This is a genomic window from Nesiotobacter zosterae (assembly GCF_033843645.1).
Classification (GTDB): Bacteria; Pseudomonadota; Alphaproteobacteria; order Rhizobiales; family Stappiaceae; genus Pseudovibrio; species Pseudovibrio zosterae.
In genome coordinates this window covers 62039-77629 of record NZ_JAWXVZ010000001.1, presented here as the reverse complement: position 1 = coordinate 77629, position 15591 = coordinate 62039, and the positions used below count along the sequence as shown (strand labels likewise).

At 57.4% G+C, this 15591-nt stretch carries 13 protein-coding genes and 1 tRNA gene; 10 read left to right on the top strand and 4 right to left on the bottom strand.

All coding sequences use genetic code 11. The features are described 5' to 3' along the window. Nucleotides 1-135 precede the first annotated feature (135 nt). Complete coding sequence (gene ubiB, locus Q3Y58_RS00350) at nt 136-1719, bottom strand: 2-polyprenylphenol 6-hydroxylase (protein ID WP_274217796.1); 1584 nt, start codon at nt 1717-1719, stop codon at nt 136-138. Between the two features lie 6 nt (nt 1720-1725). Continuing rightward, a complete protein-coding gene (gene ubiE / locus Q3Y58_RS00345) occupies nt 1726-2529 on the bottom strand; it encodes a bifunctional demethylmenaquinone methyltransferase/2-methoxy-6-polyprenyl-1,4-benzoquinol methylase UbiE (RefSeq protein ID WP_319620554.1) in 804 nt (267 codons plus the stop codon). Between the two features lie 125 nt (nt 2530-2654). Here ubiE and mutM point away from each other — a divergent pair, with 125 nt between their 5' ends. The 9 genes from mutM to Q3Y58_RS00300 all read left to right on the top strand — a co-directional run bounded on the left by mutM (nt 2655) and on the right by Q3Y58_RS00300 (nt 12145). Continuing rightward, nucleotides 2655-3551, top strand: a complete 897-nt coding sequence (gene mutM, locus Q3Y58_RS00340; protein WP_274217794.1) for a bifunctional DNA-formamidopyrimidine glycosylase/DNA-(apurinic or apyrimidinic site) lyase — start codon at nt 2655-2657, stop codon at nt 3549-3551. Nucleotides 3552-3648: 97 nt separating this feature from the next. After that, a complete protein-coding gene (locus Q3Y58_RS00335) occupies nt 3649-4593 on the top strand; it encodes an L-lactate dehydrogenase (protein ID WP_319620553.1) in 945 nt (314 codons plus the stop codon). A gap of 165 nt (nt 4594-4758) precedes the next feature. Then, nucleotides 4759-6186, top strand: a complete 1428-nt coding sequence (gene gndA, locus Q3Y58_RS00330; RefSeq protein ID WP_319620552.1) for an NADP-dependent phosphogluconate dehydrogenase — start codon at nt 4759-4761, stop codon at nt 6184-6186. 141 nt (nt 6187-6327) lie between these two features. Continuing rightward, nucleotides 6328-6972 (top strand): GntR family transcriptional regulator, encoded by a 645-nt coding sequence (locus Q3Y58_RS00325; protein ID WP_274217791.1) that lies wholly within the window; start codon nt 6328-6330, stop codon nt 6970-6972. A gap of 114 nt (nt 6973-7086) precedes the next feature. Further along, nucleotides 7087-7887: a DeoR/GlpR family DNA-binding transcription regulator gene (locus tag Q3Y58_RS00320; protein ID WP_274217790.1), complete on the top strand. Its 801-nt coding sequence runs from the start codon at nt 7087-7089 to the stop codon at nt 7885-7887. Beyond that, the gene (locus tag Q3Y58_RS00315) at nt 7884-8975 is read left to right on the top strand and encodes an ABC transporter ATP-binding protein (protein ID WP_319620551.1); all 1092 of its coding nucleotides are present in this window, start codon (nt 7884-7886) and stop codon (nt 8973-8975) included. The genes Q3Y58_RS00320 and Q3Y58_RS00315 overlap by 4 nt, the downstream gene beginning before the upstream one ends. Before the next feature lie 74 nt (nt 8976-9049). Next, a complete protein-coding gene (locus Q3Y58_RS00310; protein ID WP_319620550.1) occupies nt 9050-10339 on the top strand; it encodes an ABC transporter substrate-binding protein in 1290 nt (429 codons plus the stop codon). Nucleotides 10340-10412: 73 nt separating this feature from the next. Then, complete coding sequence (locus Q3Y58_RS00305) at nt 10413-11291, top strand: carbohydrate ABC transporter permease (RefSeq protein ID WP_319620549.1); 879 nt, start codon at nt 10413-10415, stop codon at nt 11289-11291. Then, nucleotides 11288-12145, top strand: a complete 858-nt coding sequence (locus tag Q3Y58_RS00300; RefSeq protein ID WP_319620548.1) for a carbohydrate ABC transporter permease — start codon at nt 11288-11290, stop codon at nt 12143-12145. Before Q3Y58_RS00305 ends, Q3Y58_RS00300 begins: the two co-directional genes overlap by 4 nt. Before the next feature lie 11 nt (nt 12146-12156). Here Q3Y58_RS00300 and Q3Y58_RS00295 read toward each other — a convergent pair whose 3' ends face one another. Together Q3Y58_RS00295 and Q3Y58_RS00290 are read right to left on the bottom strand one after the other, a co-directional pair. Further along, entirely contained in the window at nt 12157-12675 is a 519-nt protein-coding gene (locus Q3Y58_RS00295) for a hypothetical protein (RefSeq protein ID WP_319620547.1), read from the bottom strand. 250 nt (nt 12676-12925) lie between these two features. Then, the gene (locus Q3Y58_RS00290; RefSeq protein WP_319620545.1) at nt 12926-14929 is read right to left on the bottom strand and encodes a bifunctional metallophosphatase/5'-nucleotidase; all 2004 of its coding nucleotides are present in this window, start codon (nt 14927-14929) and stop codon (nt 12926-12928) included. 344 nt (nt 14930-15273) lie between these two features. Between Q3Y58_RS00290 and Q3Y58_RS00285 the strand changes: the two genes are divergently transcribed. Next, nucleotides 15274-15350: transfer RNA gene (locus Q3Y58_RS00285), tRNA-Arg, on the top strand. Nucleotides 15351-15591: the final 241 nt, after the last annotated feature.

Below are 15591 nucleotides of genomic sequence, written 5' to 3'. Positions count from 1 at the left end.
AACAGGTTCACGCACTGCACAAACCGCTGGGAGAGCTTTGTTTTTTCTGAACAAACAAAAGGCTGAGCAGGTGAAGCGCTGCAGAATGCTGCCCTTCCCATCTCAGCCTTGAGTTTAGATAGGTTTTTGACCGACTCACACGATCTGCGAGTACGCCAGTGCGGCCAAAGATGCCGCGATGACCCAGAGCGCCCAGCGCCCGGAACGGCTGTGACGCGCCTCTGCCTTGCCGATGGCCTCTGCGGTCTTTTCGTCAAAGCGCAGGCCGTGATGGGCCATGGACTCCAGATCTCCAGAGAGGCGCGCGGCGCGATCGGCAAGGATCGGCAAACTTGTTGCCATGCGGCTGAGCACGCCAATGCTGGATGCCAGGTCTGAAATCTTGCCGCCAGGTCCGAGGTTGCTCTGAATCCAGGTGCGCACCACAGGGTCTGCCGTGCGCCACATGTCCAGATGCGGGTTCAGCGTGCGGGCCACGCCCTCCACCACGACCATGTTCTTTTGCAGCATGATCAGCTGAGGCTGGGTGTGCATGTCGAACAGCTCAGTCACTTCGAACAGCTGTGTGAGCAGACGCGCCATGGAGATTTCACTGGCGTCATGCCCGTGAATGGGCTCACCGATGGCGCGGATCGCCTGCGCGAACACATCCACATCCTGATTTGACGGGACATACCCTGCTTCGAAATGAACCTCGGCAACACGGCGGTAGTCGCGGGTGATGAAACCATAGAGAATTTCGGCAAGGAAGCGGCGCTCGGCCACATCGAGCCGCCCGGTAATTCCAAGGTCCACGGCAACGAGGGTGCCGTTGTCCTGAACGAACAGATTGCCCTGATGCATGTCGGCGTGGAAGAAGCCGTCGCGCAGTGCGTGACGCAAGAAGCTCTGAATGACGTGGTTGCCAAGCTCTGGCAGGTTGTGACCTGAGTTTTCAACCGCTTCCAGATTGGTCAGCTTGATGCCGTCGATCCATTCCATGGTGAGAATGGAGCGGGACGTGCGGGGCCAGTTGACCTGAGGCACCTTGAAGTTCGGATCTTCCTTGATGTTCTCCGCCATCTCGGAGAGCGCGGCGGCTTCCATGCGGAAGTCCATCTCGACCGCGACGCTGCGGGCCAGTGTGTCGACCACGGCAAGCGGGCGCAGGCGGCGGCTGGCAGGCACAAAGCGCTCGACAAAATTAGCCGCCAAATAAAAGCTTTGAAGATCGCGCTGGAAGCGGCGCTCAACGCCCGGGCGCAGCACCTTGACGGCGACCTTCTCAAGCTCCCCGGAGGGCGTGCGAATTTGCGCCGTGTGAACCTGTGCGATGGACGCTGCCGCGATCGGTTCGCCAAATTCCTCAAAGAGTTCTTCAACCTTCACGCCGAACTGGTCTTCGATGGTTGCGCGCGCATGATTGGTGTCGAAAGCAGGCACATTGTCTTGGAGCGAAGACAGCTCCTTTGCCGCCTCACGACCTACCACATCCGGCCGGGTCGCGAGAAACTGACCGAGCTTGATGTAAGAGGGCCCAAGGCGGTTCAGCGCGTCTGTCAGGCGGGCCGCTGCGTCCTTCTTCTGAACGCCGCGCCGCTCGACGAGACGAATGATGCGAAGTGCAAGACGCGCGGCGGGCGGCGTGTCTGGCAGCGATGCGAGGCCGAACACCCCTTCGCGCGCCATGACGAAGCCTGCAATGACCAGACGGAAAAACGGCAGAATGGATTTGAGCATATTCGGTTACAGTTTCCAGCCAGAGTGCAGAGCGGCAATGCCACCTGTGTAGTTGCGGTAGGTGACACGCTGGAACCCGGCGCGGCGGATCATCTCGGCAAAGCGTTCCTGGTTCGGGAACTTGCGGATCGATTCGACCAGATAGGCGTAAGGATCGCCATCGCCCGTGACCATCGCGCCCATTTTCGGGATCGCGTGAAACGAAAACAGGTCGTAGACCTTGTCGAGGGCGGGCACATCCACCTGCGAGAACTCAAGGCACATGAAGCGGCCGCCGCGCTTCAAAACGCGATGGGCCTGCTGCAGTGCTTTCTCGATCTGCGGCACGTTGCGAATTCCAAAGGCGATGGTGTAGGCGTCAAAATGATTGTCCGGGAACGGCAGGTCTTCTGCGTTGCCCTGAACAAACTCTATGTGCTCTGACAGCCCGGCCTTCGCGGCGCGTTCCTTGCCGACACCCAGCATGGAGCCATTGATGTCGCAGACGATGGCGGAGGCCGTTTTACCCGAGCGCTCGACAACCCGTGTCGCGATGTCGCCCGTGCCGCCAGCCACGTCGAGCAACCGCCAAGGGCGGGCGCCGTGGGTGGGTGGGTTGAGCGCGGAGATCATGGCATCCTTCCACAACCGGTGCATGCCGCCGGACATCAGATCATTCATGAGGTCGTAGCGGGTGGCCACCTTGTGGAAAACGTCATCCACGAGGTCTTGCTTCTCACCTTCCTTGACGGTGGTAAAACCGAAGCTGGTGGCCATTTCTGCGGGATCGCTCACAGAACTGCGAGCTGTAGAAGAAGTATCGCGCGCCATTTTTTCCAATTTTTCTCCAATTCGCTGCGGACCATAGTACAGGATATTCCGGAGCGCTATTGTTGCGGCTCAGATATGCAACGGTATCAACCGGAGCATGCGTCCACTCATTACTTGGATCAACCATGCCTGAATTACCAGAGGTGGAAACGGTTCGCCGTGGCCTCGCGCCCCATTTTGAGGGATCAATCATAACGCGGATTGAACAGAACCGGCCTGACTTGCGCTTTCCGTTTCCCGACAAGTTTGTTGAACGCCTGACCGGCGTGCGCATGACCAGCCTTGGACGCCGGGCGAAATACCTGATGGGTGACATGGAAAGCGGTGATGTGCTTGTCATGCATCTGGGCATGTCCGGCTCGTTCCGCATCGATGTATCGGAAAACGGCGCGCCGCTGGCCGACACCTACTACCCGGCCTCCAAGCTGCCCCAGCATGATCACGTGGTGTTTCATCTGAACAATGAGCAAAGCGGGGCCCACGCCCGGGTGGTTTACAATGACCCGCGCCGCTTTGGCTTCATGGATCTGATTGAGCGACGGGGCCTGCACGAGCACAAGCTGTTTGCGCAAATGGGGATCGAGCCCCTCGGCAACCAGCTGGACGGCGCCTATCTCGGCCACATCTTTGAGGGCAAGAAGACCAGCTTCAAGGCTGCGCTGTTGAACCAGAAGTTCATTGCAGGCCTTGGCAACATCTATGTTTGCGAGGCGTTGTGGCGAGCCGGGCTGAACCCATCTGCTGCAGCGGGCAGCATCAGCGGGCGCGGTGCCAAGAAAAAAGAAAAGCGGGACCTTTTAGCGACCTGCATTCGCGACGTGCTGGCAGAGGCCATAGAAGCGGGCGGCTCGACGCTTAAAGACCACGTTCAAACCGACGGCTCTCTTGGCTATTTCCAGCACAGCTTTGCCGTTTATGATCAAGAGGGCCAGCCCTGCCGCAAGCCGGACTGTAGCGGCACCATTGAACGCGTGGTGCAAAATGGCAGATCGACGTTTTTCTGTGGCTCGTGTCAGCGCTAATTTGTCACGTCCTGCTGTTTTGCTTAGACTAAGGTTGCAGATTGCCATGAACCAACCCTAAGAGTTCTTAAGGTTCGTGAACCCTCTGGAGAGTGTGATGAAAATTGGTGTTGTTGGTGTTGGCGCTGTTGGTAGTACGGCGGCCTACGCGCTTGTGCTGAACGGCGTGGGAAATGAACTGGTTCTGGTCGACTACAACCCAAAACTTGCAATCGCCCAAGCGGAAGATATCTGGCATGCGACCCCGTTTTCCCATGCGGTGAAGGTGCGCGCCGGTGATTACTCGGAACTGGCGGGCGCCAAGGTGGTGATTATCGCCGCAGGTGTTGGCCAGAAGCCCGGCGAGAGCCGCATCGAATTGCTGGCCCGTAATGCGCAGGTGTTTGGCACCATTATTCCCGAGGTCTTGAAGTATGCACCGGATGCGATCCTGCTGATTGCGGCCAACCCGGTGGACATCATGACCAGCGTTGCAACGGAAATCTCCGGCCTGCCAGCGCACCGCGTGATCGGCTCTGGCACTATCTTGGACACAGCTCGGTTCCGCACGCTGCTTGGGCAGCACCTTGGCATTTCCCCCATTTCCGTGCATGCGGATGTGCTTGGGGAGCATGGCGACAGTGAAGTGCTGATCTGGTCGGGTGCCAAGGCGGGCAACACCAGCGCCCATAAATTCGCCGAGCAAATTGGCCGCCCGCTGACCGAAGAGGTCAAAGCCAGGATTGACGTGGGCGTGCGGCGCGCGGCCTATTCGATCATCGAAGGGAAGGGCGTCACCAACTATGGCATCGGCGCTGGTCTGACACGCATCGTAAAAGCGATCTTGCACAACGAGCATGCCGTGATCGGCCTGAGCATGGTGAACCCGGAAATCGTGGGCGTGAAGAACATTGCGCTTTCCATTCCACGCGTTGTGGGTGCCAAGGGCATTGAGGCCACGCTGTTTCCTTCCATTACACCGGAAGAGGAAGCGCAGCTGCGCCAGAGCGCCGAGTCACTCAAGGCCGCAGCAGATGCGGTCCTTTCAGCCACCCGGAGCTAATCTGCGGTAATCAATGAGAGAGAATGGGTCTTGGCACTTGGCAAGGCCCATTTTTTTGCCTATGCCACTGGCAGAGTTTTAATGCGTGCAAATGCTGCATAGGGGCGACAAAGCCGAACCGCGCAAGAAACGGTTCTCGACAAGAACAACTTCAGGAGTTCTGACATGACACAGGCGGATATCGGCCTCATCGGACTGGGGGTCATGGGTGCCAACCTGGCCCTGAACATTGCAGATAATGGATACAAGGTTGCTGTGTTTAACCGGACGCCGGAAAAGACAACAGCCTTCATGGAAAATGCGGCTCATCTGAAAGACCAGTTCATCGCGTGCTACAGCCTTGAAGAACTGGTGAAGGCCATTAAGGCCCCGCGTCCGATCATCATGATGGTGAAAGCGGGCGAAGCGATTGATCAGCAGATTGAAGCGCTGAAGCCATTCCTCTCCGAGAGCGACATTCTGATTGATGCTGGCAACAGCGACTACCACGACAGCAACCGCCGCTATCGCGAGCTGGCCGACACGCCATTCACCTTTGTCGGCATGGGTGTTTCCGGCGGCGCGGAAGGCGCGCGTCACGGCCCGTCCATCATGGTGGGCGCATCTGAAGCTGCGTATACCCGCATTCAGCCAATTCTTGACGCGATTTCCGCCAAGCATGATGGCGAACCCTGCTCTGCACTGATGGGACCAGAGGGCGCTGGCCACTTTGTGAAGACCCTGCACAACGGCATTGAATATGCCGATATGCAGATGATCGCAGAAGTGCATGAAGTGCTGACCAAGTGCCTTGGGCTTTCCATCGCCGAGCAGGCTGACGTGTTCAAGAAGTGGAACGAAGGCCCTCTGGCTTCTTACCTCATCGAAATCACCGCCAATGTGATGGGCGTGATCGACGAGGACAGCGGCAAGCCAATTCTGGAAGTAATCCTCGATACGGCGGGCCAAAAGGGCACCGGCCGCTGGTCTGCCGTTGAAGCGCATGCGCTTGGCGTACCAGCCACCGGCATTGACGCTGCTGTCGCCTCGCGCTGCATTTCAGCAAACCGGGCGCTGCGTCAGGAGATCGCCGAGATCTATCCTAACAACGAAGTGCCGCAGTCCTGGGAAGACAAACAGGCTGGCATTGATGCCTGCGAGCGCGCGCTGATTGCGGGCAAGATCGCGGCCTATGCAGAAGGCTTTGCGGTTTTGGCTGCAGGCGGCACAGAGAACGGTTGGGACCTGCCAATGGGCACGATCGCCCGGATTTGGCGTCAAGGCTGCATTATCCGTTCCCGCTTTCTGGATGAGATCGCCTCTGCCTATGATGAAAATCCTGAGCTGCCTTCTCTGTATCTGGCACCGACCATTGCAGAGCGCATGAAAGATGCGGCACCGGGCCTGCGGGAGACGCTCTCCAAAGCGATCCTCTCCGGCATTCCAATGCCGGGTCTTGCCGCAGCCATGGGTTCATTTGACATGATGCGCCAGAAGCGGACAGCGGCATACGTCATTCAGGGTCAGCGTGACTTCTTCGGTCAGCACGGATTTGAGCGTACAGACAAGGCAGGCTCCGGTTTCCACGGTCCTTGGCCTGCTGGCGGCGCATAAATCCACACTCATAACGAGAACCACGATGTTTTATAGCAGGGACCGTTGCGGTACCCTGCTATTTTGCTAAAAGAATTAGGGAGCTGTGGGTCTTTACATCCGCAACTCATGCTGAAGTCCCTAGGAGAAAGTAGAGATACCGTGGTTGCCAACTCTCCAAACGGGGCGGAAATCTACCGCCTCCTGATCAAAGCCATTGAAGCACGTGAGCTCAAACCGGGCAGCCGTTTGAGAGAAGCGGAGCTGGCGGAAAAATTTGGCGTAAGCCGGACACCAATCCGCGAAGGCTTGAAGCGCCTTGAGGCACAGGGGCTTGCGGTTCATGAACCGAACCGGGGCATGGTGATCCCCACGCTGGACCACAACCAGATCAGCGAACTCTACTTTCTGCGTGAAGTGCTGGAAGGCACTGCGGGACGCTTGGCTGCCCAACATGCTTCGAGTGCGGAGATCGAGATACTGGAAGAGATGGTGGCCTCTGACAAAGAGCACCTTGCAGATGCGGAGCGTTTGATCCGCACCAACCGCGAATTCCACCGCCGGTTTTACCTTGCCTCGCACAACCGGTATCTGGTTGAGCAGATCGACCATATGCGGCTGTCTCTGCTGTTGTTGGCTGGCACCACGCTGACGGACGACGACCGTCGTCGTCAAGCGATTGACGAGCACGCAGAGATTGTAGACGCGATCGTGAAGCGTGATCTTGATCGTGCAGACAGGGCCGCACGGCATCATATCGCTGAAGCGCACAAGGCGCGTCTCAAGTTTTTCACTCAGCTCACCTGATTAAGCAGACCTCCCTATTTTCGTTAAGGGAAGTCAAAAGTTCAGCAAACCATCACATTAGTTTCATATGAGCGCGGCAATGTTCATTTGAATAAAACAATGTGGTGGACTGAGTTGAGCGACCTATCACCCTCCAATCAGAGCATTAGCCCGCGGCAATCCGAGATCCTCAAGCTGGTGAAGGCCCGCGGCTTTGTGAGTGTTGAACTGCTGGCGGAGAAGTTCTCCGTAACCACGCAGACCATTCGCCGCGATATCAATCGGCTGAGCGAGCTGGGGCTATTGCGCCGCGTGCATGGCGGCGTGGACGAACCTGCGACGCCGCACAACATTGCTTACACGGCCCGCAAGATCCTGAATCTGGACGCTAAAAAGCGCATTGCCTCCGTCGTCGCCGGGCAAATACCAGACGGCGCCAGCCTTGGGTTTTCCATTGGTACGACGCCAGAGATGGTGGCACAGGCTCTGGATACCCATGAGGGGCTGAAGGTCTACACCAACAACATAAATGTGGCGATTGCCGCTTTGAAGAACCCGGTCACCGACGTGACGATTGCGGGCGGACGACTGCGCCACGGTGACCGCGATGTGCTGGGCCTGAAGGCCGAAGAGTTCTTCAAGGGGTATAAATTCGACATCGGCATTTTTGGTGTGGCGGGCGTAGATGCAGACGGCACCCTGCTCGACTTCCACGAGGACGAAGTGTCTGCCCGTCAGGCGATCCTTGCCAATTGTCGTCGCTCCTATCTGGTACTCGACCACTCGAAGTTTGGCCGTCATGCCCATGTGCGCGGCGGTTGGATCACGGATGTTACGAAAATCTTCGTCGATCGCGAGCCGCCAGAGGCGATTATGCGCCTGATTGCCAAATCCAACGCAGAGCTCGTTATCTGCAACCCGGATCAGAAGACATGACCCTTCAAGACACCGGCTCCACCAGCGTTGAACTCGCCAATCTGACCAAGAGCTGGGGTGGATTGAACGCCGTCAACGACATTTCATTGTCCATTCCAAGCGGCTCTTTTACCGTACTTCTGGGGCCGAGCGGCTGTGGCAAGTCCACGACCCTGCGCCTGATTGCTGGTCTGGAGCAGGCGACATCCGGCAAGATCATCATTGGCGGCAAGGACGTTACCCATGCATCCCCGGCCCAGCGCGACTTGGCCATGGTCTTTCAGAACTATGCGTTGTTTCCGCACCTGAGCGTTGCGGAAAACATCCTGTTTGGCTTGAAGGTGCGCCGTGTCTCGCGCGCGGACCGGGATGAACGCTTGAAACGGGCGGCAGAGATCCTTGGGATCAGCGCGCTGCTTGAACGCAAACCTTCGCAGCTTTCCGGCGGGCAGCAGCAACGCGTAGCCCTTGGCCGCGCGATCGTTTCGCAAAAGCCGATCTGCCTGATGGATGAGCCTCTTTCCAACCTCGATGCGAAGCTGCGCCACGAGATGCGGGTGGAAATCCGCGCCCTGCAGCAGAAGCTTGGCCTGACCATGGTTTACGTGACCCACGACCAGACCGAGGCCATTACCATGGCCGATCAGGTGGTGTTGTTGAACAATGGAGAGGTGGAGCAGGCCGCCAGCCCGCATGAGCTCTACACCTATCCCGGCAGTGTGTTCACAGCGCGGTTCATTGGGACACCGCCCATGAACATTGCCGAGCTTCATGGCCTGCGCGATGCCGAATTGAGCGGCCCCGACCTTTTTCCGGAGGCCCCGGAAGACGCGCTGCTTGGCATTCGTCCGGAAGACATTGAGCTGAGCGATGAGGCCGGCGTGGCCGCGCGCGTGGAAGCAACGGAATATCTGGGTGCCGATACCCTTGCAACATTCAAGGTGGGAAGCGCGCAGCTGGTGGCCCGTGTGCCGGGCCGCAAGGCTGTGAAGACGGGAGACACCATGAAGCTGACATGGGATGCCGCCAAGAGCCTGACCTTCAACCGAACAACCGGCAAACGCCGGGACGTAATCAAGCCGGAAGAGCTGCAACTCAATCCGGCTTGAAAGCGCGCCGCCCTACTGGCGGGAAGCGCACTGGAATGCCCCCGAACATAGAGGCAATTAAAGGATATACATCCATGAAATCCCTTTTCAAGTCCTTGACGATGGCGGCATCTGCCGCTGCCCTTTCCCTTGGCACGCTTGCAAGCGCACATGCTGTGGATCTGGAGTTCTATTTTCCGGTTGCAGTGGGTGGCAAGGCTGCACAAACCATTGAAGAGCTGACCAACTCCTACATGGAGCAGCACCCGGACGTGAAGATCGACGCGATTTACGCCGGCTCCTATCAGGACACGGTTTCCAAGGCCCTGACAGCGGCGCGCGGTGGCAACCCTCCTCAGCTTTCCGTGATCCTGTCCGTGGACATGTTCACCCTGATCGATGAAGACGTGATTGTTGCGTTTGACGAGATCGCCACTTCTGACGACGACAAGGCATGGCTGAACTCTTTCTACCCGGCTTTCATGGAGAACTCCCAGACGGGCGGCAAGACCTACGGCATTCCTTTCCAGCGCTCCACGCCAGTTCTTTACTGGAACAAGGAAGCCTTCAAGGAAGCGGGCCTTGACCCGGAAAAGGCACCAGCCAACTGGGAAGAAATGGTTTCTTTCGGCCAGAAGCTGGTTAAGAAAGACGACAACGGCAACGTAACCCAGTGGGGCGTGCGTATTCCTTCCTCTGGCTTCCCTTACTGGCTGTTCCAGGGTCTGACCACGCAGAACGGTGTCATTCTGGCAAACTCCGAAGGAAACAAGACCAACTTCGATGACCCGAAGGTTGTTGAAGCTCTTCAGTACCTCGTGGACCTTTCCACCAAGCACGAAGTGATGGCACCGGGCATCATCGAATGGGGCTCCACCCCGAAAGCTTTCTTTGAAGGCAACACTGCGATGATGTGGACCTCTACCGGCAACCTGACAAACGTGCGTGACAACGCGCCGTTCGACTTCGGTGTGGCCATGCTGCCTGCCAACGAGCGCCGCGGCGCGCCGACCGGTGGCGGTAACTTCTACATCTTCAAGGATTCCACCGATGAGCAGAAGCGCGCTTCTGTCGATTTCGTGAAGTGGATCACCGCGCCTGAGCAGGCTGCCAAGTGGTCCATGGCAACCGGCTATGTTGCGCCTACGCCTGCTGCCTGGGAAACCGACGAGATGAAGGCTTATGTTGCCGACTTCCCACCTGCGCTGGTGGCCCGCGAGCAGCTGGAGTTTGCTGTGGCGGAACTGTCCACCTACCAGAACCAGCGCATCACCCGCATCTTCAATGACGCCCTGCATGCCGCAATCACCGGCACGAAGAGCGCCGAAGAGGCTCTGAAGGACGCGCAGGCCGAAGCCGACCGCATTCTCGCCGAATACCGCTGATCATCTGCGGAGCCGGTCACGTGCCGGCTCCGTTCCCCTGCCCCGAACACGCGCTCTTGCAAGGACACTGACCATGACCCAACGCCTGCAATGGATCTATGGCTGGCTGCTGCTTTTCCCTGCCATGGTGATGCTGATGGCGTTCACCCATGTTCCGGCGGTGACCACGGTCATAAACAGTTTCTTTTCAACACCGCGTGGGCGACGCGAGGCCAAGTTTGTAGGCCTTGCCAACTACGAGAACCTGATCAACGACCCCACCTTCTGGAAGGTGCTTACCAACAATTTGTGGTACGCGCTGGCGACCATTCCCGCTTCCATCTTCCTATCGCTTCTGATGGCCTTGTGGGTGAACGACAAACTAAAGGGCCGCAGTTTGGTGCGCATGTCCTTTTTCGCCCCCACCGTGCTGCCGCTGATTGCTGTCGCCAACATATGGCTGTTCTTCTACACGCCGGGTTTCGGGTTGATTGACCAGATCCGCATGGGCTTTTTCGGCTTGCCGGAAAACAGTTGGCTGGGTTCTCAGGAGACGGTGCTGATCTGCATGATGGTGGTGACGATCTGGAAAGAAGCCGGGTTCTTCATGATCTTCTATCTGGCCGCGCTGCAAACCATCCCACCGTCTTTACGGGAGGCCGCAGCCATTGAAGGGACAAGCCGGAGCACGTTCTTCTGGCGGGTGACCTTCCCGCTGTTGATGCCGACCACGCTGTTTGTGTCTATCAACGCCGTCATCAACTCGTTCCGCATGGTGGACCATATCTTCACCATGACTGGTGGCGGGCCGGACAATGCCTCCTCTCTGCTGCTGTTTTACATCTACGAAGTGGCCTTCAAGTTCTGGGATACCGCCTATGCCGCCACCTTGACGGTGGTGCTTCTGGTGTTGTTGTCGCTGATCGCCCTCGGCCAGTTCTTCTTCATGGACCGCAAGGTGCACTACCGATGAGCCAGACCCTTTCTCACATCAATGCCGAACTCGCGGAAAAGCCGCGGTTTGACTATGACCGCCTGCTCAACACCGTGGGCGCATGGACGCTGGCCCTGTTGTGGGCGGCCCCGTTGCTCTATGCTATCTGGACGGCGTTTCACCCGGCAGCCTATGAAGCGAACTTTGAGCTGTTTGCACCAGTGACTCTGGAGAACTTTCAGGAAGCTTGGGCGGCTGCCCCGTTTGCGCGCTACTTCTTCAACACCACGATTTTGGTGAGCATGATCTTGATTGGCCAGTTCGTGCTGTGCACGCTCGCGGCCTATGCCTTTGCCCGTTTCACCTTTCCCGGTTCCAACTTCCTGTTCGCGCTGGTGCTGTTGCAGCTTCTGGTGATGCCGGACATTCTGATCGTGGAGAATTACAAGACCATTCGCGATCTGGGGCTCGTGGATACCATTGCCGCCATTGGGCTGCCCTACATGGCGTCCGGGTTCGGCATTTTTCTGCTGCGCCAAACATTCAAGACCATTCCCATGGAGCTGGACGAGGCCGCGCGCGTTGAAGGCGCAAGCCCACTTGGCGTTCTGTGGCGGGTGTACATCCCGCTCGCCAAACCGACCTATCTTGCCTATGGGCTCGTGTCCGTGAGCCACCACTGGAATAATTTCCTGTGGCCATTGATCATTACGAATTCAGTGGAGACGCGCCCTGTGACGGTGGGGCTTTCGGTGTTTGCGGCAATTGATTCCGGAGTGGAATGGTCGGTTATCAACGCGGCTACGCTGATGACATCCGGCCCTTTGCTCATCGCGTTCTTGCTGTTTCAGCGGCAGTTCGTGCAGAGCTTCATGCGAGCGGGCATCAAGTAGCCCTCGCCGGATCAGCGCGCGAAAAGAGCAGCGGCTGTTGTGGTTTCGTCGTTTTGGCGGCTGTTTTGCTGGCTCGCCCGCAGTTTGACAAGGGTGGCGCTGCGGCGGAACTCGCTCAGTTCTGCCTCTGTCAGGATGGCGGAAAGGTCCATCATGATCTCGCGCTCAAGCTCTGCCATGCGCGGCGAAATCTGCACGCGCTGGATCACGCTTGTGGTTTCACCCAGTTCAGCACCGGCGTCCTGATAGATACGGCGGGCATTCACTCGGGCTTCCTCAAGGATCATGTGCACCAGATTGCGCTTGTCATCCGGCAGGTCCAGCTGCTTCACCACGCTCTGGATTTCCTGCTTTTCACCCCAGATGAGCGGCACCTCTTTCGCCCCGGTCGAGGCAATGAGGCCTGCGGAAATAATCAGTGCTGTCAGCAGCTTCTTCATTACCATTTCGCGCGTCATCTTCCAGTTGTTGCAATCTGAGGAACCCTGCGCCCCCCAGAACAAGTAGTGGTTGGCGTGCGGGGCGTACATCCCACATCCATGGTTAACAAAGGGTGGAGATAGAAACCAGCTGAACCGCCCGATTCCGCTGAGAGAGCGCTGTCTAACCCTCAAATGCGGCGGAATTTGTATCCCGTGCGTCGTCGCGCTGTCATATTTCTTGTGCGCATGTGAGGCCACCGGGGAAAGTGCAGGATGCGCAAGGTAAAGATTGAATCAAATTCGGGGCGACTCATCAAGCCGCCCCGTAAGCCTTCATCTCATGCAATGGGAGCGATGATCAGGCTGTCACACGCAGGCGCTCGTCGAGCAGCACACCGGTTTCAGGTGAGATGAACTTCATCTCCCGGATCGCCGCAATAATCTCGTTGCGGTAGACAAGACCTGTGTGATTGAAGGTCAGCTTGCGTACATCCATGCTTGGGATGTCACCCGCGACGCCGCCGCCAATCGGCTTGCCGTTCCAGCTTTCACCAAACCCACCCAGCGAGATGTAGGTGTTGAACGCCATTTTAAACTCCTGATCCAACACCTCTTCAATTGGCTTGCCCTGAAGGGTGATGTTGACCGCTTTCGCTTCAGCTGCGCTGTTGCCAAGCACGATCTGATAGCGAATGCCAGAGGAGAAATGCAGGAAGCCGCGGGAGACGAAGCCCGTCAGGTCGGTGCCCTCAACCTCTTCCGGACGCAGCAAACGCTTGGCATTGTTGTTCAGGAAGTCACGGATTTGTGCGCCGGTCATGGTGGCTACATGCACCGCATCTGCATATGGCATCACATCGAACCACTGACGGAATGTCAAAGGCCCCTTATGAATACCTGTAGAAAGGCCGGTCGCATTGAACAGAGCAAAATCAACCGCGCCACCAGGGAACGTGGAGGACTGCTTGATGAGCGTGTCGTTCATGAAGTTGGCCAACGCGCTTTCGCCCACATAGCGGTCCGCAATGGTGCGCTTCGTGTTGACCAGGGTGTCGTCGGAGACCGTTCCAATCACCTCTGCCAGCTTTTCATCGAGCTTGGCCACCATTGGCGCGATAACAGCATCCTCAAAAGCGACATCATAGTCTGCTGGCTGCTCATAGCTCGCAAAACTAGGGTCATCTGCGCCAACGCGCTGATCGCGCTTCTTGGTTGGGTGCAATGTGACAGAGTTGAACCAACCATCCTGTCCCTTGTGAGCGGCGACGGACATGGAGATGTCACCCAGATACTTGCCGTGGGCAAGCGCCTGTGTGAGCAACAAGCCATTGACCATGTTGCCTTGATCCAGCCCCTCTTCGTTCAACAGGATGTGGGAGTGACCGCCAACGAGAACCGCAGGCTTCTTGATCATCGGACCAACGGCCTCTGCGATGGCAAAATCTCCATCACCGATGGTGCGGGCAGTGGCTGCTTTACCACTTGCGTGTTGGCCCTTGCCATAGCCGCAGTGGCTAAGGATGACCACAACATCTGAGACCGCTTCTACGGCCGGATAAAGGTTCTTGATGGCATCCACCGGGCTTGCAACGGCCAGGTTCGGATCGCTTGGCTGACCGACGCGGGTGTCAATGGCTGTGGTGAGGCCGATGAAGCCGATGCGCAGGCCCTTCACTTCGGCCACGGCTGCTGGTGCGTAGTGCTCGTTCGGCTTCATGTGGTCAGAGCCATACACATTCGCTGAAAGAACGGGGAATGTGCAGTCGTTTTCCAGGCCGATGCGGAGCTGTTCTGCACCACGGTCGAACTCGTGGTTACCGAGAACGGAAATGTCCAATCCGGCCTCTGAATAAGCGCGATAACCGGCATCCACCACAAACTCATCCGGTGCCCAGCCCATCAGCTCGTCAAAAATGGATCCGGTGTGATCGTCACCGGCGGACAGGAACAACACGATCTCGTTTTCCTGTGCATTCGCCTTAGCTTCTTTCACCATTTTAACGATCTGGGAGAAACGGTGCGTATCGCCGCGCTTGCCATGAAACTCGGTGAGGTGGTTGTGCATGTCATTGAAATGCAGCAGGCGCAGCACACGCTGCTCGCCCTCTTTCAAGGCCGCTTCCGGCACCTGCTCACCATTTTCAGAGACAATCGCGGAGATCGGACCGCCCAGTGCATCCCCCTTCAAAAGGAAGAGGCGATCGAAAGCACCTTTGGGATTGTGGGGCGCTGGAACCATGGCCAACTCGCCGGCCTTGGGCGTTGCATTCGCTCGAATAACGAAAGAAGGCATGATTGCCGCCCCCAACGCCAGACTACTGGAGGTTGCAAGAAAGCTGCGTCTCGTGATCTTGGTGGTCATAAGTAAACTCCCCTTGTTGAAGGGAAGGCCTTACGGTGCGGCCACGACACTTGAATGAACTTAATGCAACAATTGCGTGAACATGATTGATGTGCTCTCAATAAGTGTACGCTCAGCGCTGGAGCTTGCCACGGCTCAAAACCGATCTGCGCCCCCCGCGCCAAACGACCACTTCATGCCATGCAGGTCGCTTGGCAGCAGAAAGGCGCACATAATGCGGGAGCCCCCCGTCCAAGAACGCGTATCCACATTGTGGCGAACTATTGCAACTGGGGCGTTGCTCTGTCGCTGCAGATCGGTTAAAGACGAGAACGCTTCCGGCACAACTTGTGCCGTGACATCAAGCACCCGTAGCTCAGTTGGATAGAGCGCTGCCCTCCGAAGGCAGAGGTCACAGGTTCGAATCCTGTCGGGTGCGCCATTTTTCTTATTTAAAATCAACAACTTACAGCAACGCACCAAATGCAGTTTTTATGCATTGTTCGCAGTATGTACGCGAAACGGTGCTTGTTCCCTTTTTGAGCACCCCAGAAGGCGCGCATAAAAAATCCGCCGAGGGGGCTGCCACCCCGCTCGACGGACCGCTTAAGAATGCAATTGCATCTCGAAACTATCCTATCGCGCGGTTAACTTCAACCAGCGCGCCGCTCCTTCTTGATGGA

What these genes read in the sequence shown, in the direction of transcription:
- mutM (WP_274217794.1), top strand. Translation starts at nt 2,655, where the DNA reads ATGCCTGAATTACCAGAGGTGGAAACGGTTCGCCGTGGCCTCGCGCCC.
- Q3Y58_RS00295 (WP_319620547.1), bottom strand. Translation starts at nt 12,675, where the DNA reads ATGTACGCCCCGCACGCCAACCACTACTTGTTCTGGGGGGCGCAGGGT.
- ubiE (WP_319620554.1), bottom strand. Translation starts at nt 2,529, where the DNA reads ATGGCGCGCGATACTTCTTCTACAGCTCGCAGTTCTGTGAGCGATCCC.
- Q3Y58_RS00310 (WP_319620550.1), top strand. Translation starts at nt 9,050, where the DNA reads ATGAAATCCCTTTTCAAGTCCTTGACGATGGCGGCATCTGCCGCTGCC.
- Q3Y58_RS00335 (WP_319620553.1), top strand. Translation starts at nt 3,649, where the DNA reads ATGAAAATTGGTGTTGTTGGTGTTGGCGCTGTTGGTAGTACGGCGGCC.
- Q3Y58_RS00300 (WP_319620548.1), top strand. Translation starts at nt 11,288, where the DNA reads ATGAGCCAGACCCTTTCTCACATCAATGCCGAACTCGCGGAAAAGCCG.
- gndA (WP_319620552.1), top strand. Translation starts at nt 4,759, where the DNA reads ATGACACAGGCGGATATCGGCCTCATCGGACTGGGGGTCATGGGTGCC.
- Q3Y58_RS00290 (WP_319620545.1), bottom strand. Translation starts at nt 14,929, where the DNA reads ATGACCACCAAGATCACGAGACGCAGCTTTCTTGCAACCTCCAGTAGT.
- Q3Y58_RS00315 (WP_319620551.1), top strand. Translation starts at nt 7,884, where the DNA reads ATGACCCTTCAAGACACCGGCTCCACCAGCGTTGAACTCGCCAATCTG.
- Q3Y58_RS00305 (WP_319620549.1), top strand. Translation starts at nt 10,413, where the DNA reads ATGACCCAACGCCTGCAATGGATCTATGGCTGGCTGCTGCTTTTCCCT.
- ubiB (WP_274217796.1), bottom strand. Translation starts at nt 1,719, where the DNA reads ATGCTCAAATCCATTCTGCCGTTTTTCCGTCTGGTCATTGCAGGCTTC.